Here is a 19,828-nt window from a genome sequence, read left to right on the forward strand (position 1 = left end):
TGCTGTTATTTTTTTGAGTAAATAGCTCCCATAATATCATCGAAATAATCAACGGTATTTAGGAGTAATTCAATAACCTGGGACTTTGTTAGTCGCATTCCTCTTCTATCTCTAGCATCTTCTACTAAATTTTCAAGTTTCTCTAGATTTTTATCATCCAAGCTAATCATTATTCTATTTTTATCAGTTGCCATTTTCTTCACCTCAAGTTAATTCTATCACAGGTGTAACACTAATGTCAATTGATTTTTTTATATTACATTAGTTTAAAAAAGCGGTGGCTTTTTATCACATTAACTTTAAATCTTTGATAATTAAAAATCCCAACTATAGTTTTTAAGAAGTAAAAAGCATAGCACTTAATTTAAGCGACTTGATAAAGCATACTTTACTATCTCGTTCAGTGTTTCTGTATGTTCTCTATTAGAAATATGTCGATATGATTCATAATCTTTGAAATCACAAAAATAATCTATAAATTTATAAAATAAAATTGCAGTATCGAAATAGATACCAACTTGAGTTGTCCAATATATATTCTGGCGTGTCCTAAGTACACTACCTAATAATTTATAACATTCAAATCCTTCTTTTCTTACGTTGAACCACTCTTCATCAATATAAGTCAATTTTGTAATATCAGCTGTCCTAATATCTAAATCAAGATTTCTAATTATACGACCTATAAAATTTGATAAAAAATCAGCAATCCTAATCCCAACATGATTTTCCGATTCTTCTCGAAGTGTTTCAGCAAAACAAAATCTTTCTATTGCTGCCTTGAACATTCCCTCCGTTCTCCAACTCTTCCCATCTAAAAATAATACAATATCTTCATCTGGGATATGTATTTCATCCAACAATCTCCTTAGTCCATCAAATGACCAACTATAATCCCAATTGTAGCTTTCAAAAGTTGTGATAGAAAAAGAAAACTCCTCTAGAATTAATTTGAGCTGTTCCGCAGTCTTTACCTCAAGAAATAGATGTGGTACATCTTTTCCCTCTTTAATAATATTATTTAATATTGATTGAATTTCAGATAGTATATTAGCACTATCGGTTTCAGGAGCAAATATTAGTTTAACTAACTTAGTTGTTCTATGTCTATCTAAAATTTTTATAAAAGAATAGAGAAACTTCTGCAACTCATAATTACCATTTCTAATTTCAAATTCAGAAATAATATGCTTAAAAACGTTGACTATAATTAATTCTAATTTATTTGTTGTTGATATTTGAAGAACCATGTCGTAGTTAATAAGTAAACTGAATAGATAATTATAAAATTTGATATACTTCAAATCCATGGATGCCAGGCCAAATTTATAGTTTTTGGCCTTAATAGATTCACCTTTAAATTCCGCACCATTTACTATTCCTAAGAATTTCTTATTAGTTTCCTCCCACATTAAATATAATTCTTCAATATTTTGATAAGTCTGTTCACTAAAACCTAAAAAAATATTTATAAAATATGGTGAAGCATCAAGTATTTCAAAGTTCAGTTCTCCTTCTTTTTGTTTTATTTTCAAATCATGAAACGACTCATCCTGAAAAAATTTTAGCATAAAATCCTCCATCTTAATTATCATTTATAAAAAATGAAATTATCTTATGTTTATTATACCACTAAAACCCGAAAAAGACTGAAACTTCCCAGTCGCGGTCTCTTATAAATCTACCACAGTTCCTTCAAGGAAAGTTATTACAATTTGTCTAACTTCTGAAATACTGATGTGGTCGAGAACTTGATTCATGATAACTCCATCAAATTTATCTAAATCTAGTATCTGATACATCTGCTTGGCATAGTGCTTAAGGAGAAAATTTGCTTCTTGCTCTAGCTTTTGCCACTTAGCTACCACATCAGATCTATGTTCTTGAAGCAGTCCAACTGCTTTTATAAAAGCTTTCTCGAGCATTTCCTCATCGATATGGTTGTTTAAATATCCAATCTGCCCTTTAATCCTATATCAATTATTACACTGCCATACCTTACGTTTACCTCGACTTGTAGTCCAATTTTTCCTACCAAATGCTGAACCACATTCGGAACAGAAAATATTGGTAGTAAAAGAAGCATTTCAATAATTTATTCATGGACGCTAGTTATGTTTCTTTCCCCTAAAACCCCTTTTCAATGAAAACAAACACGTACTCACAGGGTAAATAAAAATAGGATTAGATAATTTCTAGCTATCACTTCTACTCACACTAAAAATTCTTTCACTCTGATACTTACCCCTTTTATAACAAAAAACCTTGATAGCAAGGCTTTTCTTAACCCCTTTCGTTACAAGGTTTTTACTCTTTTACAAGCGAAGCTACACACTCAACATGATGCGTCTGAGGAACTCAAAAGGTTCGGGGAACCTTTTAAGGATTAGTTACGTTTCTCTAGCAAACTTACACACTCAACATGGTGCGTTTGCGGAAAAAGATCCACCGGCTGGACTTTCTTCAACTCGTATCCCAATTCTTGGTAGAGTTTGATATCACGCGCCATAGTTGCAACATTGCAGGAGATATAAGCAATGCGGTCTGCTCCTGTTTGACTGCTTGCCTTGATAAAGCTCTCGGTGAGGCCTTTTCTTGGTGGATCCACTAGGATAAGACTTGGCTGGATTCCTTCCTTGAGCCAATTCTTCATGGCATTTTCAGCTGTGTCACATACATAGTGGGCGTTGGCAATCCCGTTGATTGCCGCATTCTTTTTGCTATTCTCAACCGCTTCAGGAATAACTTCAACACCGTAGACTTCTTTGACATGCTTAGCGACTGATAATCCAATGGTTCCAATTCCTGAGTAGGCATCGATAACCACATCATCTTCTTTTAATTCTGCAAAGTTAATGGCTGTCTGGTAGAGTTTCTCTGCCATTTCAGTATTAACCTGATAGAAGGCTGGTCCAGATATTTGAAAGTCATTTCCCAACATTTGGTCGGTAATGTAGTCTTGACCATAAAGAGTACGCCAGTTCTTGCCGAAAATAGCATTGGTATTTTGGTCGTTGATATTTTGCATGACAGAGACAATCTCTGGGAATTGCTTGATTAGTTGTCCAATCAATTGCTCAACACGGAAAACTTTCGGACGAGTGGTTACCAAAATAACCATGATTTGTCCTGAGTAATGACCACGACGGACAACGAGATTGCGAATCAAGCCAGACTGTTCCTTTTCATCATAAGGTTTCAAATCATAACGACGGAGCAGGTCTCGTAGAGCTACTACAACTTGATCGATCACCGGATCTTGGATAAAGAAATCTTCTAGTGGCATGAGATTATGGGAATTCTTACGGAAAAAGCCAGTTTCCAAGACGCCATTGACACGACGAACTGGAACTTGCGCCTTATTTCGATACTTGACTGGATTTTCCATACCCAGCGTTTCAGCGATCTCTACATCTGTAATACCAGCAATCTTATAGAGACTATTTTTGACTTGCTTGGTTTTAAACTTGAGCTGCTCTGGGTAGGCAAGATGCCCCAAGTCAGCGATACCTGATCGTAGATAAGCTAGGTCGAGGTCTTGATTACGATGAGGTGACTGAATAAGGTATTCTTCAACCTTTCCAAAGCCAATCTTTTTAGTGACTTTAAGGACACGCATGAGGATTTTTTCAGTTGGTAGAGCATTCTCTACAAAGAAAACCAAACCATCTACCTTGGCAACTCCTGCCCCTTCATGGGTCAAATCAACAATTTCAACTTCTACAATATCATTTTTCTTTAGCATATTTTTCACTTTCTATCGGCCGACAAAAAAAGACGGCAACATTTCTGTTACCATCTATTATATCATGAAATGACCTAAGCACCAAAACTCTTGAAGAAGTTGACAATGGCTTGCCAAAGAGAGCTAAAGAAGTTGCCCCCCTCTTCTAGCGCTTTATTGGCATCAAAGTTGAGATTGATATTTTTAAAACTATCTCCAGCTTGGGAAACGATGCTTTGTTTGAGATCATTTAGGGTTTTGGTGAAATCAGCATTGTTCAAAATGTCACTCTTTGAGAGATTGAGCGCAAAATTGATGATGATATTGACCTGGTTTCCTGTTATAACCTGATCGAGTTTGTAGTTTTTTAGCGTGTCTTCAACGATTTTGCGAACATCTTCTTCTGTCAGATTTCCCTTGCTTTCTTTAGCTTTGGCTAGTCCTGCCTTGATATCTGTCATAGCCGCATTGAGCTTATTAGCATCATAACCTGACTTGTCCTTGCTTTCAGCATTGATATCGGACAAGGCTTTTAGCTCCTCTTGGGCCAAGTCTTTATTGGCTTGCGGTACTTTAGCACCATTGGCCTCTAACGAGTAGTAAATCCCAGCTAGGGCGCTCTCACCTGTAACTGGTATAGGAGCTGCAACTGTGATTTTGGCATGCTCAACTCCCAAGGTCACTGCTGCATTACGGTACATATCCTGCGTCACCTTGGTGATATTTTCAGGCGTTTCAATCTTGACCTCTAGAGGTGATTTGTCCCCCAGCTTTTGAATCTTGGCCGACGAATAGAGTTGTAGACTGGCATCATTAGCCACATTCATGATTTTCGAATAGATATCAGGTGTCATTGTTTTGATATCTTTGGTGTCTTTGGATGCGTCATAGCCAAGCTTGCTAAGAGTTTGATTTTTTTGGTTTTCAGTTAGTGAAGAACCAAGCACATATTCAGGTTGTACATAGGTTTCATCGATTACTTTTTGAACATCGGTTGCTGCGTGGACGCTCGTCATAGCTGTTGCGGCCCACAAAACTGCAGCACTTGTTAGAAAGAATTTCTTTCTCATGGGATATTCCCTCCTTTACCTTTCTAGGGTAATAAAACAATCTTAAAGAAAACTTATAGCAAAAAACACCTGGTCTAGCCAGATGTTGAAAAGAAAGTGAAACATTTGATGATATAAAGGTTTAGTTGTACCTGTCTAGAATAGTAATAGTTTCCACCATTTACATAGAGTTCAGCTCCGTGAAAGATAGAAATAGGGTGAATATAACTATAGGTCTTTCCAGTGGTATTACCAAGCAAGGGAGCAACAGTATCACGAGAGTACTGTTTGGCCAGTGCTAGGGTGTTTTCCTTGCCATTTTGAGCGATAAAATCGATATAGGCAGGTCCAAAATTATAGGCTTGAACGGCTGTCCAGACATCCACTCCTTTGTTTTGAGCAAGATAAAGGTTATCTGTAAGAGTTTGAATTCCTTGTCGAATACTAGAGGCATTATCATCAATGGTATTGGTTGTACCACTAGCAGACTCACTAGACTGCATGACGTCCCGCTCTTTTCCCTTCGTTTCGGTATAAATCATGGCGAGCACAAGCTCTTCATTGGCTGGAGTATCTTTTTCACTCAAGATTTCTCGAACCATAGGTTGATAAGTCATGACTTGCTTGACGTCTTGGTGAACTCGGTAAACTTTATAACCAGCAAAAAGGAAGACTGCTAGCACTAGCATTCTTCGTATAAATTTAAACATTATTTACTTTGAATATCCTCAATATTTTTGATTAAGATAGAATAGGTTCCATTGTCATTTTGAATAAACTCAACAGACTCCGCATCTTGATAGACGTTATTGGGAACGATGAGTTCGATTCCGTTTGACAAGGAAAGTTTTTGATTTTCAAATTTCTTGAGCTGACGACTGGCATCAATTTCATCAAACTGGACTGGTTCTGGAACAACTTCCTTGACTTGGTCGATAAAACTTAGACGAGCTGTCAGGTTGTTATCAAAAAGGTCGTTAGCCAATTTTTCAGGCGACAACTCATTGCTTTCTTCCAGATTGTTGAAAATAGCTGATTTGACCTTGGATTGAAACTGAAAATCATCCGTGTTAAAGGACTCTGCAATTCTCTGGGCTGTTTTTTCTAATTCCTTGATGGATTTCTTGGGAGAAATCTTAGGAGCGACAGCAAGAAGATTTTCTGAAAAATAGTTCAAAAAAGTCCCATTGTACTTGATGCGTTTTTCGATGAGATGGTACTTGCGACTTTGAAGATTAACCACCAAGGCCTCGTCAGCTCCTGTTCCAAATCCAGGCAGGTTATTCTGAGTCAGCTTGATTGGGTTATCAACTTCTCCACCGAGGTGGGTCAAGGTCTCACGTAGAGCAATTCGCAAGAAAGCGAAATGTTCAACGCCTTCTTTAGAAAACTGAACAAAAACCAAGTCATTGGTCTTGAGATTTTCAGAAATGCTAAACTCCTCTTTCCAGAGATTAGCCAGTGTTACTGATGTCTCCAACAAATCATCTGTGATGTGATTGAAGAAGGGATTTTCTTCTTCGAAAATCCCAGTCTTGGCTTCATCTGAATACACACGTTCGATTTTTTTACGTAGGTATTCTTCGATTTTTGGAGTGATATTGAGAAACTTATCCGCTAGAAACAGCTCGGTATCATCCGGGCTGAACTGATGGATAATGGCTTTCTTAATATAAATGTCCATAAAAGTATTAGTCCTCATATAATGGGAAGGCATCTGTCAATTCTTTGACTGCGCTTCTCACTTCTTCTAAGACAGCCTCATTTTCTGCATTTTTAAGAGTTTTAATGATGAGTTCAGCCACTTTACGGCTTTCTTCTTCACCAAATCCACGTGCAGTGATGGCTGCAGATCCGATACGAATCCCACTTGTCTTGAATGGTGACAAGGTTTCGTATGGAATTGAGTTTTTATTTAGGGTAATATTGACTTCATCCAGCAAGTTTTGAGCAACTTTTCCGTTTTCAACAACCTTAGTGACATCCACTAGGAAGAGGTGATTTTCAGTACCACCAGAAATGATACGAAAATCAGGGTCTTGCAAGAAGACTTCAACCATAGCTTTGCTGTTTTTGATGACATTAGCAGCATATTCCTTGAAGGCTGGATCCAAAACTTCTTTGAAGGAAACCGCCTTAGCCGCCACAACATGCTCCAAAGGACCACCTTGAATACCAGGGAAAATAGCTGAGTTGATTTTCTTAGCTAGATCCTCATCATTTGTCAAGATCAAGCCACCACGAGGTCCACGAAGAGTTTTGTGGGTCGTTGTTGTCGTGATATGAGCGTCTGGCACTGGACTCGGATGTAGACCAGCTGCAACCAAACCAGCGATATGAGCCATGTCCACCATGAGCTTAGCCCCAACAGCGTCTGCGATTTCACGGAATTTTGAAAAGTCGATAATTTGAGAATAGGCTGAAGCACCTGCTACGATTAGTTTTGGTTTTACTTCTTGAGCTTGTTTCAAGATAGCATCAAAGTCCAAGAGTTCTGTTTCAGGATCCACACTATAAGAAACAAAGTTGTAGGTTTGACCAGAGAAGCTTACAGGAGCCCCGTGGGTCAAGTGTCCACCTGCTGCCAAATCCATCCCCATAACGGTATCACCTGGCTCGATCAAGGCCATATAAGCCGCACAGTTAGCTTGGCTTCCTGAGTGAGGTTGAACATTGGCGAATTTAGCACCGAAAATCTCTTTTGCACGTTCAAGAGCTAGAGTTTCTACCACGTCTACTACATCAGTTCCACCATAGTAACGACGTCCTGGGTAGCCTTCGGCGTATTTATTCGTCAAGATAGACCCTTGAGCTGCCATAACAGCCTTGGAAACTACGTTTTCCGAAGCAATCAACTCAATGTTGTTTTGTTGGCGTTCTTCTTCTTTGGCAATAGCATTCCAGAGATCAGCATCATATGCTTTAAAATCATCTTTGTCAAAAATCATAGGTCTTCTCCTTTATAGTGTAACTGGTCCTTTAGTTTGTTTCCAATAAGAAAATAAACTAAAAGATGCGAATAAACCGTTTCTGCACTTTATCACAAGTATAGCCAACTTTTTCATAAAATGCATGAGCTCCCAGACGATGATCAGCAGAGTTTAAGCGGATAAACTCATAGCCACGTCTTTTTGCTTCTTCCTCCAACCCTTGCAGTAAGCTTTTACCGATACCTTGCCCTTGTACTTGAGGCGAAACTGCTAAGCCTAAGATATTAAATCCTGCTTTGGAATAGAGGGATTCATAAACTTCAGCATGGACATATCCAAGCAAGATATGACTAGCTGCATCCTCATAACCAAGTAGGAAATGATGGGAATCCTGAGACAGTCTAGCTAGTTGACTAGCTGTGTCCTCTGGACTAAAAGAGTAGCCCAAAGCCTCTTTGTTAATCTCACATATAGCATTCACATCTGTTTCTTGCAAATCTCTGAGCATCTCATTCCTCCTCAAAAGAAATCTCTGGCAACCGAGCAAGAATATCTTCTCGTTTAATCGCCCCCTGGCGTAAGATTTTCACCTTGTCTCCAGACAAATCCAAAATAGTCGAATCCTGTCCAGTTAGAAAAGCGTCGTCCTCCAGACCCAGAACCTCTTGATCAAAATCCTCTAGAATTTGAGCAAAGGTCACTCCACTCGCCTGACCCGAGATATTGGCAGACGGCCCAATCAAGGGTCCTGTCTCTCGAATCAAATCAAGTGTAATGGGGTGACTCGGCATCCGAAATCCCACCGTTGCAAGACCAGAATTGACCCAATAGGGAACTCGGTCATTGGCTTCGAGGATAATGGTCAAGGGACCTGGTAAAAAGGTCTCTACAAGTTTTTCTAGATAAGTTGGCTGATTCTTTGAAAAGTGTAAGATGTCCTCTAGAGAAGCGACATTAAGATTGAGTGCCTTATCTCTGGGACGACGTTTGAGTTGGTAAACATGGTCGACAGCTTTTTCGTCTAAGGCCTTAGCAAAGAGGCCATAAACTGTCTCAGTTGGTAGAACAACAGCTCCGCCCTTTTCTAACTCTTGTCTAATCCTGTCCATCATCAACTACAACCATCCTATCTTGACCAAATTGGTCCTTGAGTATTCGTGCTCGTTTTTCAGGAAAATGTTTCTTAAAAAGCGCAGGAACACTTTGACCTTGCCTGTATCCAATTTCAAGGTAAATCTTACCACCATCTGTGAGATAGTCTTTTGCATCTTCCGCAATTCTACGGTAAATAGCTAGGCCATTCTCATCTGCAAAGAGAGCTAGATGAGGCTCCGAATGTAAAACATTCAAACCAACCTCTGACTCATCTTCACGAGAGATATAGGGTGGATTGGATACAATTATATCATATTTTTCAGAAATTTCTGCAAAACAATCAGATTTTTTAAAAAATATATTAAGATTTTGATTTCTAGCATTCTCTGATGCAACCTCTAAGGCATCTTGGGAAATATCTGCTGCTGTCACTGACCAATCTGGTCTGTTTTTTGCTAATCCAAGAGCTATGGCGCCACTACCTGTTCCGATATCAAGAACTGAAAGGTTCGTCTCAAGATTTTCGGCTAGGATGAGTTCCACCAACTCTTCTGTTTCTGGACGAGGAATCAAAACCCGCTCATCTACTTTTAACTGCATTCCAAAAAAATCTGCGTGACCAATGATGTACTGTGCCGGTTTGTGGGCCGCTAACTGCTGGAAAATTTCTTCTACAAATACTTCTTCCTCTTCCGTTACTTCCTGTTGCAGAGCAAAAACGAAATCTGTAAACGAGAGATTTTTCAGGCTACGATAGACAAAAGAGAGGCTTTCTGCTTCCTCTCCTTGTCTTATCAACTCTTCTTCAAAATCTGAAAATAATTGAGCTAATTTCATTATTTGTTTAATTCTTCTAATTTTTGTGTTTGGTCATAAAGAACCAAGGCATCCACAACTTCATCCAATTTACCAGACAAAATGGTATCTAGTTTTTGGAGAGTCAAGCCAATACGGTGGTCTGTGACACGGTTTTGTGGGAAGTTATAAGTACGGATACGTTCAGAACGGTCACCAGTACCGATAGTAGACTTACGTTCAGCGTCTTGTTCATCTTGAGCAATCTGAGCAAAATGGTCAGCAACACGGGCACGGATGATCTTCATGGCTTTCTCACGGTTTTTCTGCTGGGTACGTTCTTCCTGCATCTCAACCTTGATATTGGTTGGCAAGTGAACGATACGAACGGCAGTCGCAACCTTATTGACGTTCTGTCCACCAGCACCTGATGCGTGGTAGATATCAACACGAAGGTCTTTTGGATCAATATCGTACTCTACTTCTTCCACTTCAGGCATGACTAGAACTGTCGCTGTCGAGGTATGAACACGGCCTTGACTTTCTGTCACAGGGACACGTTGAACACGGTGGGCTCCAGACTCATACTTGAGTTTAGAGTATACAGACTGACCAGAAACCATAGCAACCACTTCTTTGAAACCACCGACACCGTTCATAGAAGCTTCCATGACTTCAAAGCGCCAACCTTGGGCTTCAGCATACTTTTGGTACATGGTTAGCAAATCTCCAGCGAAAAGCGCCGCTTCGTCACCACCCGCTGCTCCCCGAATTTCAAGGATAATATTCTTGTCGTCATTTGGATCCTTTGGAAGGAGCAAGATTTTTAGTTTTTCTTCGTATTCTTCTTTTTCTGCCTTAGCATCTTTGAGTTCCTGCTTGGCCATTTCTTCCAAGTCCGCATCTCCGCCTGATTCCTTAATCATCTCCTCAGCATCAACGATGTTTTGAAGGACTTGTTTGTACTCACGGTAGGCTGTTACTGTGTCACGAGTTGAAGCCTCTTCTTTTGAAAGCTCCATGAAACGTTTGGTGTCTGAAACGACATCAGGGTCACTCAGCAATTCTCCTAATTCTTCATAACGGTCTTCTACAGCTTGTAGTTGATCATAGATGTTCATTTTTCTTTATTCTCCTTATTGATTTCAGGGGCAAAATAATGTTTACGGCATACTGAGATATAGGTTTCATTGCCACCAATTTGAATTTGTTCGCCATCATAGACTGGCACACCATCGTGCGTACGCAACACCATAGTCGCCTTTTTCTTACAGTACTGACAGATGGTCTTGATTTCTTCAATCTTGTCTGCTAAGAGCAAGAGGTATTTTGAACCTTCGAACAAGTCATTGCGAAAGTCATTTTTCAAACCAAAAGCCATGACAGGTATATCTAGCTCATCAACAACACGAGCTAGATCGTAAACGTGGTGACGCTTGAGAAACTGGGCCTCATCGACCAACACACAGTAAGGTTTTTCAGGTAAGTCTCGGATATAACCAAAGATATCCGTCGTTTCCTCAATCGCAATAGCTGGGCGTTTCATGCCGATTCGACTCGACACATAGCCAACACCGTCACGCGTATCCAGAGCCGAAGTCATAATCACAACTCCCTTTCCTTGCTCCTCGTAGTTATAGGCCACCTTGAGAATCTCAATCGTCTTACCAGAGTTCATGGTCCCATAACGATAATACAACTGTGCCATGCTTCTATTTCACGTCCATTTCTAAATTTTTGCTACATTCTAGTATATCATAATTTTCTGAAGCTTTAAACGGCAAAATGTGGTAAAATAGAAGAAATCAAAAACTACTGGAGGAAGCTATTATGCCATTTGTACGCATCGATTTATTTGAAGGACGCACGCTTGATCAAAAGAAAGCTCTTGCTAAGGAAGTTACGGAAGCTGTTGTCCGTAATACTGGAGCACCTCAATCAGCCGTTCATGTCATCATCAACGACATGCCAGAAGGAACTTACTTCCCACAAGGGGAAATGCGCACCAAATAAGCTAGCTTAAGCAGAATTGCTTAGGCTTTTTCAATCTCCAAGTAGCATCCATTGAAGAAATAACCTAAATTTGTTACAATTTGAAGAGATGTTTGGATACATATCCTAAGAAAAGAATTACAAAAGGAATTAGTATGATTACACGTGAATTTGATACCATCGCTGCTATCTCTACTCCACTAGGTGAAGGGGCCATTGGTATTGTCCGTTTGAGCGGAACTGACAGTTTTGCCATTGCGCAAAAGATTTTTAAAGGAAAAGACTTGAGCAAGGTTGCAAGCCATACCCTCAACTACGGTCACATCGTTGACCCTCAAACTGGTAAGGTCATGGATGAGGTTATGGTTGGAGCTATGAAATCTCCAAAGACCTTCACTCGTGAGGATATTATCGAGATTAACACCCACGGTGGGATTGCGGTGACCAATGAAATTCTCCAACTGGCTATCCGTGAAGGAGCTCGGTTGGCAGAACCTGGTGAATTTACCAAACGTGCCTTTCTAAACGGTCGTGTGGACTTGACACAAGCCGAAGCAGTGATGGACATCATCCGTGCCAAGACAGACAAAGCTATGAATATTGCAGTCAAACAATTGGACGGTTCTCTTTCTGACCTCATTAATAATACTCGCCAAGAAATCCTCAATACACTTGCCCAAGTTGAAGTCAATATCGACTATCCTGAGTATGATGATGTTGAGGAAGCTACTACTGCTGTTATCCGCGAGAAGACTATGGAGTTTGAACAATTGCTAACCAATCTCCTTCGAACAGCTCGTCGCGGTAAGATCCTTCGCGAAGGAATTTCCACTGCTATCATCGGACGCCCCAACGTTGGGAAATCCAGTCTTCTCAATAATCTCCTGCGTGAAGATAAGGCTATTGTAACGGATATCGCTGGTACCACCCGTGATGTCATCGAAGAATACGTCAACATCAATGGTGTACCTCTCAAATTGATTGATACAGCTGGTATCCGGGAAACAGATGATATCGTTGAACAAATCGGTGTTGAGCGTTCGAGAAAAGCCCTCAAGGAAGCTGACTTGGTACTACTAGTGCTAAATGCTAGTGAACCACTAACAACACAAGACAGACAACTCTTAGAAATCAGCCAAGATACTAATCGCATTATTCTGCTTAACAAAACTGATCTGCCAGAAGCGATTGAAACTTCAGAACTCCCTGAAGATATCATTCGTATTTCAGTTCTTAAAAACCAAAATATTGATAAGATTGAAGAGCGTATTAACGATCTCTTCTTTGAAAATGCTGGTTTGGTTGAGCAAGATGCTACTTACTTATCTAACGCCCGTCATATTTCCTTGATTGAAAAGGCCGTTGAAAGCCTACAAGCTGTTAACCAAGGTCTGGAACTGGGGATGCCAGTTGATTTGCTTCAAGTTGACTTGACCCGTACTTGGGAAATCCTCGGTGAAATTACCGGAGATGCCGCACCTGATGAACTCATCACCCAACTCTTTAGCCAATTCTGTTTAGGAAAATAATAAAAATCCATGATCGTTCTTGCGGTCATGGATTTTATTGTCTTTATTAGTAATCTGGTCTAAGGACGCCTGTTACGGTTGCCTTAGTTGCTTCGTAGTCGCCATCTACGACAACTTTGATAATGCGTTTGGCATCTTCTTCTGGTGCTGGAACTAGAGGTAATCGAGTTGGTCCAGCTTCAAATCCCATATAGTTAAGAACAGCCTTAACTGGAGCAGGACTTGGATAAGAGAAGAGGGCATTGACTTTAGGAATGAATTTACGTTGAATAGCTGCAGCTTTCTTCATATCGCTTTCTGCAATAGCAGTCAACATCTCGTGCATTTCATCTCCATTTGTATGAGAGGCAACAGAAATAACCCCATCTGCACCAAGGTTCATAGCATGGAAAGCATCTCCATCCTCACCAGTATAGACCAAGAACTCTTCTGGTTTGTGCTCAATCAAGTAAGCCATATTGGCCAAGCTCGTACATTCTTTGACACCGATAATATTTGGATGATCAGCCAAACGAAGCATGGTTTCTGGAGTTAATTCCACAACTACACGCCCTGGAATGTTATAGATGATAATAGGCAAGTCAGAAGCATCTGCAATAGCTTTAAAGTGCTGATACATGCCTTCTTGAGAAGGTTTGTTGTAGTATGGTACGATAGCAAGTCCAGCAGCGAAGCCACCAAAGTCTGCTACTTCTTTGACAAACTCGATCGAGTCACGCGTATCATTGGTACCTACACCCGCAATCAAAGGAACACGTCCATTAACAATCTTTTGTACAGCGGCAAAGAGTTCCAACTCCTCATCGTGGGTCAAGGTCGGACTCTCAGCAGTCGTTCCAGCTAGAAGAATGCCGTCTGTGTGATGGGCCAATAAATGCTCAATCAAGGCTGGAATGGCGTCAAAGTTGATGGAACCATCCTCATGAAAAGGGGTAATAAAGGCTGTGATGATTTTACACTCTTTTAAATCTTGATAAGACATGAGAAACACCTCTCTATTTCAAAGAAGGAGTTCATCTGAACTCCTAAACGATATGACTATTTTAATTCAAATTTCAACTCCGCTGTTGGACGAACCAAGCCACGTTCGTGAAGCGTTTCTGCGATCTGTACAGAGTTCCAAGCAGCACCTTTAAGAAGGTTGTCTGAAACAACCCACATGTGAATTCCTTTTTCAGCATCCAAGTCTTTACGGATACGACCAACAAAGGTATCTCGTGAACCAACTGCGTTGACGGCTTGAGGATAGATTTGGTGCGCTACATCATCTTCAAGAACGGCACCTGGGAAGGCTGCAATAGCTGCTTTCACTTCTTCGATTGGAGCCACTTCTTTTGTTTCGATGTAAACAGACTCAGAGTGAGCTGACAAGACTGGAATACGCACACAGGTTGCAGACACTGCGATGCTATCATCTTCCATGATTTTCTTGGTTTCCTTGGTCATCTTCATCTCTTCGTAAGTGTAATCATTGTCAGTGAAGACATCGATTTGTGGAAGAGCATTGAAGGCGATAGGATAATGTTTCTTGTCACCACCTGAAGGCAAGATTTCGGCATGTAAATCACGTGGGTTCACACCATCATTCAAGACTTCACGAAGTTCACGTTGTGTCTCAAGAATCGCTCCCATACCAGCACCTGAAACGGCTTGGTAAGTTGAAACAATGATACGATCCAAGCCCCATTTTTGACGAACAGGCTCAAGAGCCACCATCATTTGGATCGTTGAACAGTTAGGGCAGGCAATAATTCCGTTGTGAGCATCAAGTGCATGAGCGTTTACTTCTGGCACAACCAAGGGTACATCTGGATTTTGACGGAAGTAAGATGTATTATCAACTACTACTGCTCCAGCTTTCACTGCGTATGGTGCATACTTGGCAGATGTCGAACCACCTGCTGAGAAGAGTGCAATATCAACACCCTCAAAAGCTGTCTCAGTTGTTTCTTCAATCGTAATATCTTGGTTTTTAAATTTCAAAGTTTTGCCTGCTGAACGTGCAGAAGCAAGATAACGAATTTTATCGATTGGAAGTGTTGATTCTTCCAACATTTTTATCATCTGAGCTCCGACAGCACCTGTCGCGCCGACTACAGCAACTGTATATCCCATAAATAACCTCTTTCGGAATTTTCTAAAAATTTCTATAATAGAAGTATTATACTACTTTTTCTAAAAATTGAAAAGTATTTTTGGGTTCTATTTTCTGAAAATTAAAAATCCCTAGCCATTGACTAGGGACTAAGAGGCATCTTCATGTGATGAGCTGGTTCACACAACTCACCAAGGTCCGCTCCTGCGTTATGACCTCCTTATGCTCAATAGTAGTCCGAAGACTACCTATCGACTCATCGCAGGTTTTATTCTACGATGCTTTGCTGACTTTGTCAAGGCTTACGCGAGGTAAATATAAAAAACTCTTGAATATCAAGAGTTTTCCTGTCTATCTAATGCTAATTGCCGGGATTGAACCGGCGACCTCATCCTTACCATGGATGCGCTCTGCCAACTGAGCTAAATCAGCTTACCTAAAAAGTATACTATAGTTCTATGCTCTTGTCAAGCGCTCTCTTTTAATTTTCTAGAATGAAAAAAGCTAGATCTAGCAAGAATCTAGCTTATAAACTTCTTATTTTGTAAGGTCGATTCGCTGTCCCAGTTTTCCGATTAGGATTGCACCAACGATAAGCGAAGCAAACTCTCCAATCCCTGTAGTAAACCAAGTAAAGAAGAATGGAGCTTCAGCAACGATATGAAGTTCTGCTGCAATGGTAATCATTGAAATAGAGAATAGGATTGAAAAGAAGAAATGATCTTTTCGAATCAAGCCATTAAACAAAAAGTCCTTTTTGTACTTGCTAAGGAGCCAGACACCTAAACTTAAAAAGACTAGGGTAGATCCCCCTCCAACAAAGACATCTATCAGACCAAAGCTAAAGAAATTTGCAATCATACAGCCAATCGTCACACCAATGATGTATTTAGGGTTGTAAAAGGCTAGAAAATTCATCATCTCAGAAATACGGAACTGGTAAGCACCGTAGCTAATAGCATTTAGTGGTGGAGTAATGGTCAAAACCACATAGATAGCAGCAACAATAGCAATATCTGCCATGTCACGAACAGTTAAATTTTTCATGTTTTCTCCTTTGGCGGTTTCCCGCGTAAAATATGCTTGGTGAAAGAAGCTAAGCACCAAGGGTTGATTGAATCAACCTTACCAGTATAGCACAATATATGACTTTATGCTATACTAAAACCATGAGAAAATTGATTCAAAATTTTTTTGACAATGAGATTCTAGCTTATCTCTTCTTTGGAGGAGCCACTACTTTAGTCTCAATCCTATCACGTTTAGCTATCTATCAAATAACTCATCAAGAGCTTCTAGCTACGGCTCTAGCTAATATTATCGGTATTCTTTTTGCCTTTATCACTAATGATACTTTTGTATTTAAACAAGAAAGAAAGAATTGGGCAATCCGTTTGGCTAAATTTTTCTTAGCTCGTCTCTCTACCCTTGGGCTGGACGTACTTTTAACTTATATCTTCGTTACATCTTATCCTAATATTATTGGTCAGTTTGTCGAACAGAATTTAGATAGGATTAATACTATTGAGACTATCTTGGCGCAGATATTAATCATTATCTTAAACTATATTATCAGCAAAATCTACATTTTTAAAAAGGGCTATTCATCTCTAAAACATTAATCTCGCAATTCGTTCGGTTTTAGGATATAATAAGAATGAAATTTTGGAAAGGAATTTATGAAAATGTTAAAGGATCTTAAAGCATTTTTGCTTCGTGGTAATGTTGTTGACCTTGCTGTCGGTGTGATTATTGCCTCTGCTTTTGGTGCAATCGTTACTTCATTTGTTAATGATATCATCACTCCACTTCTATTGAATCCTGCTTTGAAAGCAGCAAAAATCGAACGTATTGCTGAACTTTCATGGAACGGTGTTGCGTACGGTAACTTCTTGAGTGCTGTTATCAACTTCCTTGTAGTTGGTACTGTTCTATTCTTCGTTATTAAAGGTATGGAAAAAGCACAAAGTCTTACTAAGAAAGAAGAGGAAAAAGAAGAAGAGAAAAAGCCAACTGAACTTGAAGTACTTCAAGAAATCAAAGCTCTTCTTGAGAAAAAATAATCGATTAAAAGGATCTAGCACAAAGCTAAATCCTTTTTCTTTACTCTTTTGGTAACTTACCTGCTTTTTCAAGCATTCTCTTGATAAGATAAGGCATCTTAACATTTTCCCGACCTTTTTTCTCAATCAATTTTTTCACAAATTCAGGCATTTGTAAATCTTGAGATTCGGTCAAAATGTTTTTAGTATCGTCTGAAGGAACTAACTCATCAAAGGTTTCTTCTTCTGGGAGAAATTTCTTAAATTCTTGATGTTCATTGACTCTGATGGTATTGACTAAGGCATTAATCAAACGAGAATCCGTATTTGGCATTGGTGGACGATGATAGTTTACACCCAATTCCTGACATAACTCATAACATTCCACATCGTTGTCAAACAAGACTTCAATGTGCTCACTAATAAAACTAATAGGTACAAAAATATAATGATCTGGCTGTTCTGTCTGTTCTCTGAGATATTCTAATACATCTGGCTTAATCCAAGGAATCCCGATATCACTCTCACTCTGCCAAGTGTTGGTATATTGCTCGGAACTCAAACCTAGTTTTTCAGCAACTAACTTGCTATTTTCAAAAATTTGGTCGATATAAGGGTCACCAAAATCCAAGGCAAAAATGGGCACACTATGGGCTGAAAAGATGACTTTAAAGCTATCTTGCTTCACTTCTTCTTTTACAATCTTAGCAATTTCATCTGCCCAATAGTTTAAGAGCGCTTCTTCTTGATACCAGTCCTTAATAACTAAAAATTGAATTTGCTTGCTTTCTAAAAATTTCTCATAGCCCATGACAGAGTAAAAAGAATAATGAGGCTCCAAAATCAAACAAATACACTGCTCGATTCCGTCCGCTTCCATCTGACCAATCACATCTGGGATAAAGGGTCTAGAAAACTTATTAGCAAAATAAACACTATATTCATTCCCCATCCTAGCTTCTACCAAGGCAACCTCTTCACGGGTAATTTTTTGCAGAGGCGTGCCTCCAATTCGTACATAATTATCATAGAGAGTTTGAATCTCGTGGTCTTGAGGTCTCACTCCACGACGAATATTTGTGAAAAAATCAGCTACACCTTCAAAGGTAATCTCTTCTGGCGAACCAAAGGTCATCATTAAAATTGCTTTTTTCATAACTTTATCCTTGTGATTTTTTTATCAAGCTTATTTTATCATTTATCCACTGATAAGTAAACGATAACATAGTAAATTCCCCTAACTTCTGTCTTTTGTTTTTCTCTTTTTTCTATGATACAATGGAAAAAATGAATTCAAAAGGAGTTTTTTATGCCGTACCCAAATCTCTTAGACCGTTTCTTAACCTACGTTAAGGTCAACACGCGCTCTGATGAACACTCAACTACTACTCCAAGTACGCAGAGTCAGGTTGACTTCGCAACCAATGTTCTTATTCCTGAAATGAAACGTGTTGGTTTACAAAATGTTTATTATCTACCAAATGGTTTTGCAATTGGGACCTTGCCAGCCAATGATTCAGCTTTAACACGAAAGATTGGCTTTATATCTCACATGGATACTGCTGACTTTAATGCCGAAGGAGTCAATCCTCAGGTGATTGAAAACTACGATGGTGGTGTGATTGAACTAGGGAATTCTGGTTTCAAACTCGATCCAGCTGACTTCAAGAGTCTTGAGAAATATCCAGGACAAACGCTCATCACAACTGATGGAATAACTTTGCTGGGTGCTGATGACAAATCAGGTATTGCTGAGATTATGACAGCTATCGAATACTTGACTGCTCATCCTGAAATCAAGCATTGTGAAATTCGTGTTGGTTTTGGACCAGATGAAGAAATCGGTGTCGGTGCTAATAAGTTTGATGCAGATGACTTTGATGTTGACTTTGCCTACACCGTTGATGGAGGACCACTAGGGGAACTGCAGTACGAGACTTTTTCAGCAGCTGGTGCTGAGCTTCATTTCCAAGGACGCAATGTCCACCCTGGTACTGCTAAAGGACAGATGGTCAATTCCCTTCAGCTGGCGATTGATTTTCATAATCAACTTCCTGAGAATGACCGGCCAGAGCTGACAGATGGTTACCAAGGTTTCTATCATCTTATGGATGTTTCAGGTAGTGTCGAGGAGGCGCGTGCAAGCTATATCATTCGCGACTTTGAAAAAGATGCCTTTGAAGCTCGTAAGAAAGCCATGCAGGACATTGCTGACAAAATGAATCAAGAGCTTGGAAATAATCGAGTGACCTTGACTCTGACAGACCAGTACTACAATATGAAAGAAGTCATCGAGAAAGACATGACACCCGTTACCATTGCCAAAGCCGTTATGGAAGATCTTGGAATCACGCCAATCATTGAACCGATTCGTGGTGGAACAGATGGCTCTAAGATTTCCTTCATGGGTATTCCAACACCGAATATCTTTGCAGGTGGTGAAAACATGCATGGACGTTTTGAATACGTCAGCCTTCAGACTATGGAGCGTGCGGTGGATACCATCATTGGTATTGTAGCTTATAAAGACTAAAAAAGACGAGGTAGCTCAGCTACTTCGCCTTTCTTTTTATTCAT

23 protein-coding genes, 1 tRNA gene and 1 riboswitch are annotated in these 19,828 nt (G+C 39.7%); of the genes, 5 read left to right on the forward strand and 19 right to left on the reverse strand.

Features of this window, described 5'->3' with window-relative positions; all coding sequences use genetic code 11:
- Positions 1-5 precede the first annotated feature (5 nt).
- From M1F74_RS05350 to M1F74_RS05410, 14 genes are all read right to left on the reverse strand, one after another.
- Positions 6-194 carry a hypothetical protein gene (locus tag M1F74_RS05350; protein ID WP_000179769.1) on the reverse strand — a complete coding sequence of 63 codons (189 nt, stop codon included), beginning with the start codon at positions 192-194 and terminating at the stop codon, positions 6-8.
- Positions 195-359: 165 nt separating this feature from the next.
- A complete protein-coding gene (locus tag M1F74_RS05355; RefSeq protein WP_247946523.1) occupies positions 360-1,571 on the reverse strand; it encodes a hypothetical protein in 1,212 nt (403 codons plus the stop codon).
- A gap of 102 nt (positions 1,572-1,673) precedes the next feature.
- Positions 1,674-1,925: a site-specific recombinase resolvase gene (locus M1F74_RS10155; RefSeq protein WP_432654176.1), complete on the reverse strand. Its 252-nt coding sequence runs from the start codon at positions 1,923-1,925 to the stop codon at positions 1,674-1,676.
- A 51-nt stretch (positions 1,926-1,976) separates the two neighbouring features.
- Positions 1,977-2,066, reverse strand: a complete 90-nt coding sequence (locus tag M1F74_RS10160) for a recombinase zinc beta ribbon domain-containing protein (RefSeq protein ID WP_432654177.1) — start codon at positions 2,064-2,066, stop codon at positions 1,977-1,979.
- 320 nt (positions 2,067-2,386) lie between these two features.
- Positions 2,387-3,745 (reverse strand): 23S rRNA (uracil(1939)-C(5))-methyltransferase RlmD, encoded by a 1,359-nt coding sequence (gene rlmD / locus M1F74_RS05365; protein WP_247946524.1) that lies wholly within the window; start codon positions 3,743-3,745, stop codon positions 2,387-2,389.
- A gap of 74 nt (positions 3,746-3,819) precedes the next feature.
- The gene (locus M1F74_RS05370) at positions 3,820-4,794 is read right to left on the reverse strand and encodes a DUF1002 domain-containing protein (protein ID WP_247946525.1); all 975 of its coding nucleotides are present in this window, start codon (positions 4,792-4,794) and stop codon (positions 3,820-3,822) included.
- Positions 4,795-4,868: 74 nt separating this feature from the next.
- The gene (locus M1F74_RS05375) at positions 4,869-5,483 is read right to left on the reverse strand and encodes a lysozyme family protein (protein WP_247946526.1); all 615 of its coding nucleotides are present in this window, start codon (positions 5,481-5,483) and stop codon (positions 4,869-4,871) included.
- Complete coding sequence (locus M1F74_RS05380; protein ID WP_247946527.1) at positions 5,483-6,457, reverse strand: nucleoid-associated protein; 975 nt, start codon at positions 6,455-6,457, stop codon at positions 5,483-5,485. The genes M1F74_RS05375 and M1F74_RS05380 overlap by 1 nt, the downstream gene beginning before the upstream one ends.
- A gap of 7 nt (positions 6,458-6,464) precedes the next feature.
- Positions 6,465-7,721: a serine hydroxymethyltransferase gene (glyA, locus tag M1F74_RS05385; RefSeq protein ID WP_247946528.1), complete on the reverse strand. Its 1,257-nt coding sequence runs from the start codon at positions 7,719-7,721 to the stop codon at positions 6,465-6,467.
- Between the two features lie 58 nt (positions 7,722-7,779).
- Positions 7,780-8,211, reverse strand: coding sequence for a GNAT family N-acetyltransferase (locus tag M1F74_RS05390; protein ID WP_247946529.1), 432 nt, complete (start codon positions 8,209-8,211; stop codon positions 7,780-7,782).
- Position 8,212: 1 nt separating this feature from the next.
- Complete coding sequence (locus tag M1F74_RS05395) at positions 8,213-8,815, reverse strand: L-threonylcarbamoyladenylate synthase (RefSeq protein WP_084873038.1); 603 nt, start codon at positions 8,813-8,815, stop codon at positions 8,213-8,215.
- Positions 8,799-9,635: a peptide chain release factor N(5)-glutamine methyltransferase gene (gene prmC / locus M1F74_RS05400; protein WP_247946530.1), complete on the reverse strand. Its 837-nt coding sequence runs from the start codon at positions 9,633-9,635 to the stop codon at positions 8,799-8,801. The genes M1F74_RS05395 and prmC overlap by 17 nt, the downstream gene beginning before the upstream one ends.
- Positions 9,635-10,714 carry a peptide chain release factor 1 gene (gene prfA / locus M1F74_RS05405; RefSeq protein ID WP_001028815.1) on the reverse strand — a complete coding sequence of 360 codons (1,080 nt, stop codon included), beginning with the start codon at positions 10,712-10,714 and terminating at the stop codon, positions 9,635-9,637. The genes prmC and prfA overlap by 1 nt, the downstream gene beginning before the upstream one ends.
- Positions 10,711-11,301, reverse strand: a complete 591-nt coding sequence (locus tag M1F74_RS05410) for a thymidine kinase (RefSeq protein WP_084875245.1) — start codon at positions 11,299-11,301, stop codon at positions 10,711-10,713. Before M1F74_RS05410 ends, prfA begins: the two co-directional genes overlap by 4 nt.
- Before the next feature lie 122 nt (positions 11,302-11,423).
- On the opposite strand from M1F74_RS05410, the gene M1F74_RS05415 reads away from it, so the two are divergent.
- Complete coding sequence (locus M1F74_RS05415; RefSeq protein WP_001117394.1) at positions 11,424-11,606, forward strand: 4-oxalocrotonate tautomerase; 183 nt, start codon at positions 11,424-11,426, stop codon at positions 11,604-11,606.
- A gap of 134 nt (positions 11,607-11,740) precedes the next feature.
- Positions 11,741-13,114 (forward strand): tRNA uridine-5-carboxymethylaminomethyl(34) synthesis GTPase MnmE, encoded by a 1,374-nt coding sequence (mnmE, locus tag M1F74_RS05420; RefSeq protein WP_247946531.1) that lies wholly within the window; start codon positions 11,741-11,743, stop codon positions 13,112-13,114.
- Positions 13,115-13,160: 46 nt separating this feature from the next.
- Here the strand turns inward: mnmE and dapA are convergent, their stop codons facing one another.
- The 4 genes from dapA to M1F74_RS05440 form a co-directional block, all read right to left on the reverse strand.
- Positions 13,161-14,096: a 4-hydroxy-tetrahydrodipicolinate synthase gene (gene dapA / locus M1F74_RS05425; RefSeq protein WP_000121604.1), complete on the reverse strand. Its 936-nt coding sequence runs from the start codon at positions 14,094-14,096 to the stop codon at positions 13,161-13,163.
- A 56-nt stretch (positions 14,097-14,152) separates the two neighbouring features.
- On the reverse strand, positions 14,153-15,229 hold the full coding sequence (locus M1F74_RS05430; RefSeq protein ID WP_009730114.1) for an aspartate-semialdehyde dehydrogenase: 1,077 nt from the start codon (positions 15,227-15,229) through the stop codon (positions 14,153-14,155).
- A 339-nt stretch (positions 15,230-15,568) separates the two neighbouring features.
- Positions 15,569-15,641 (reverse strand) — tRNA-Thr (locus M1F74_RS05435).
- A 105-nt stretch (positions 15,642-15,746) separates the two neighbouring features.
- Positions 15,747-16,256 (reverse strand): QueT transporter family protein, encoded by a 510-nt coding sequence (locus M1F74_RS05440; protein WP_000793849.1) that lies wholly within the window; start codon positions 16,254-16,256, stop codon positions 15,747-15,749.
- Positions 16,254-16,350: riboswitch (PreQ1 riboswitch) on the reverse strand. (Overlaps the previous gene by 3 nt.)
- A 28-nt stretch (positions 16,351-16,378) precedes the next feature.
- Here M1F74_RS05440 and M1F74_RS05445 point away from each other — a divergent pair.
- Entirely contained in the window at positions 16,379-16,831 is a 453-nt protein-coding gene (locus M1F74_RS05445) for a GtrA family protein (RefSeq protein WP_009730113.1), read from the forward strand.
- 63 nt (positions 16,832-16,894) lie between these two features.
- Positions 16,895-17,272 (forward strand): large conductance mechanosensitive channel protein MscL, encoded by a 378-nt coding sequence (mscL, locus tag M1F74_RS05450; RefSeq protein WP_009730112.1) that lies wholly within the window; start codon positions 16,895-16,897, stop codon positions 17,270-17,272.
- Between the two features lie 40 nt (positions 17,273-17,312).
- Here the strand turns inward: mscL and hemH are convergent, their stop codons facing one another.
- Positions 17,313-18,407 (reverse strand): ferrochelatase, encoded by a 1,095-nt coding sequence (gene hemH, locus M1F74_RS05455; RefSeq protein WP_009730111.1) that lies wholly within the window; start codon positions 18,405-18,407, stop codon positions 17,313-17,315.
- A 153-nt stretch (positions 18,408-18,560) separates the two neighbouring features.
- Between hemH and pepT the strand changes: the two genes are divergently transcribed.
- Positions 18,561-19,784, forward strand: a complete 1,224-nt coding sequence (gene pepT, locus M1F74_RS05460) for a peptidase T (protein WP_247946532.1) — start codon at positions 18,561-18,563, stop codon at positions 19,782-19,784.
- The last annotated feature ends 44 nt before the right edge of the window (positions 19,785-19,828 follow it).

Source organism: Streptococcus oralis (assembly GCF_023109315.1).
GTDB lineage: Bacteria > Bacillota > Bacilli > Lactobacillales > Streptococcaceae > Streptococcus > Streptococcus oralis_BS.

What these genes read in the sequence shown, in the direction of transcription:
- M1F74_RS05350 (WP_000179769.1), bottom strand. Translation starts at nt 194, where the DNA reads ATGGCAACTGATAAAAATAGAATAATGATTAGCTTGGATGATAAAAAT.
- M1F74_RS05355 (WP_247946523.1), bottom strand. Translation starts at nt 1,571, where the DNA reads ATGCTAAAATTTTTTCAGGATGAGTCGTTTCATGATTTGAAAATAAAA.
- M1F74_RS10155 (WP_432654176.1), bottom strand. Translation starts at nt 1,925, where the DNA reads ATGCTCGAGAAAGCTTTTATAAAAGCAGTTGGACTGCTTCAAGAACAT.
- rlmD (WP_247946524.1), bottom strand. Translation starts at nt 3,745, where the DNA reads ATGCTAAAGAAAAATGATATTGTAGAAGTTGAAATTGTTGATTTGACC.
- M1F74_RS05370 (WP_247946525.1), bottom strand. Translation starts at nt 4,794, where the DNA reads ATGAGAAAGAAATTCTTTCTAACAAGTGCTGCAGTTTTGTGGGCCGCA.
- M1F74_RS05375 (WP_247946526.1), bottom strand. Translation starts at nt 5,483, where the DNA reads ATGTTTAAATTTATACGAAGAATGCTAGTGCTAGCAGTCTTCCTTTTT.
- M1F74_RS05380 (WP_247946527.1), bottom strand. Translation starts at nt 6,457, where the DNA reads ATGGACATTTATATTAAGAAAGCCATTATCCATCAGTTCAGCCCGGAT.
- glyA (WP_247946528.1), bottom strand. Translation starts at nt 7,721, where the DNA reads ATGATTTTTGACAAAGATGATTTTAAAGCATATGATGCTGATCTCTGG.
- M1F74_RS05390 (WP_247946529.1), bottom strand. Translation starts at nt 8,211, where the DNA reads ATGCTCAGAGATTTGCAAGAAACAGATGTGAATGCTATATGTGAGATT.
- M1F74_RS05395 (WP_084873038.1), bottom strand. Translation starts at nt 8,815, where the DNA reads ATGATGGACAGGATTAGACAAGAGTTAGAAAAGGGCGGAGCTGTTGTT.
- prmC (WP_247946530.1), bottom strand. Translation starts at nt 9,635, where the DNA reads ATGAAATTAGCTCAATTATTTTCAGATTTTGAAGAAGAGTTGATAAGA.
- prfA (WP_001028815.1), bottom strand. Translation starts at nt 10,714, where the DNA reads ATGAACATCTATGATCAACTACAAGCTGTAGAAGACCGTTATGAAGAA.
- M1F74_RS05410 (WP_084875245.1), bottom strand. Translation starts at nt 11,301, where the DNA reads ATGGCACAGTTGTATTATCGTTATGGGACCATGAACTCTGGTAAGACG.
- M1F74_RS05415 (WP_001117394.1), top strand. Translation starts at nt 11,424, where the DNA reads ATGCCATTTGTACGCATCGATTTATTTGAAGGACGCACGCTTGATCAA.
- mnmE (WP_247946531.1), top strand. Translation starts at nt 11,741, where the DNA reads ATGATTACACGTGAATTTGATACCATCGCTGCTATCTCTACTCCACTA.
- dapA (WP_000121604.1), bottom strand. Translation starts at nt 14,096, where the DNA reads ATGTCTTATCAAGATTTAAAAGAGTGTAAAATCATCACAGCCTTTATT.
- M1F74_RS05430 (WP_009730114.1), bottom strand. Translation starts at nt 15,229, where the DNA reads ATGGGATATACAGTTGCTGTAGTCGGCGCGACAGGTGCTGTCGGAGCT.
- M1F74_RS05440 (WP_000793849.1), bottom strand. Translation starts at nt 16,256, where the DNA reads ATGAAAAATTTAACTGTTCGTGACATGGCAGATATTGCTATTGTTGCT.
- M1F74_RS05445 (WP_009730113.1), top strand. Translation starts at nt 16,379, where the DNA reads ATGAGAAAATTGATTCAAAATTTTTTTGACAATGAGATTCTAGCTTAT.
- mscL (WP_009730112.1), top strand. Translation starts at nt 16,895, where the DNA reads ATGTTAAAGGATCTTAAAGCATTTTTGCTTCGTGGTAATGTTGTTGAC.
- hemH (WP_009730111.1), bottom strand. Translation starts at nt 18,407, where the DNA reads ATGAAAAAAGCAATTTTAATGATGACCTTTGGTTCGCCAGAAGAGATT.
- pepT (WP_247946532.1), top strand. Translation starts at nt 18,561, where the DNA reads ATGCCGTACCCAAATCTCTTAGACCGTTTCTTAACCTACGTTAAGGTC.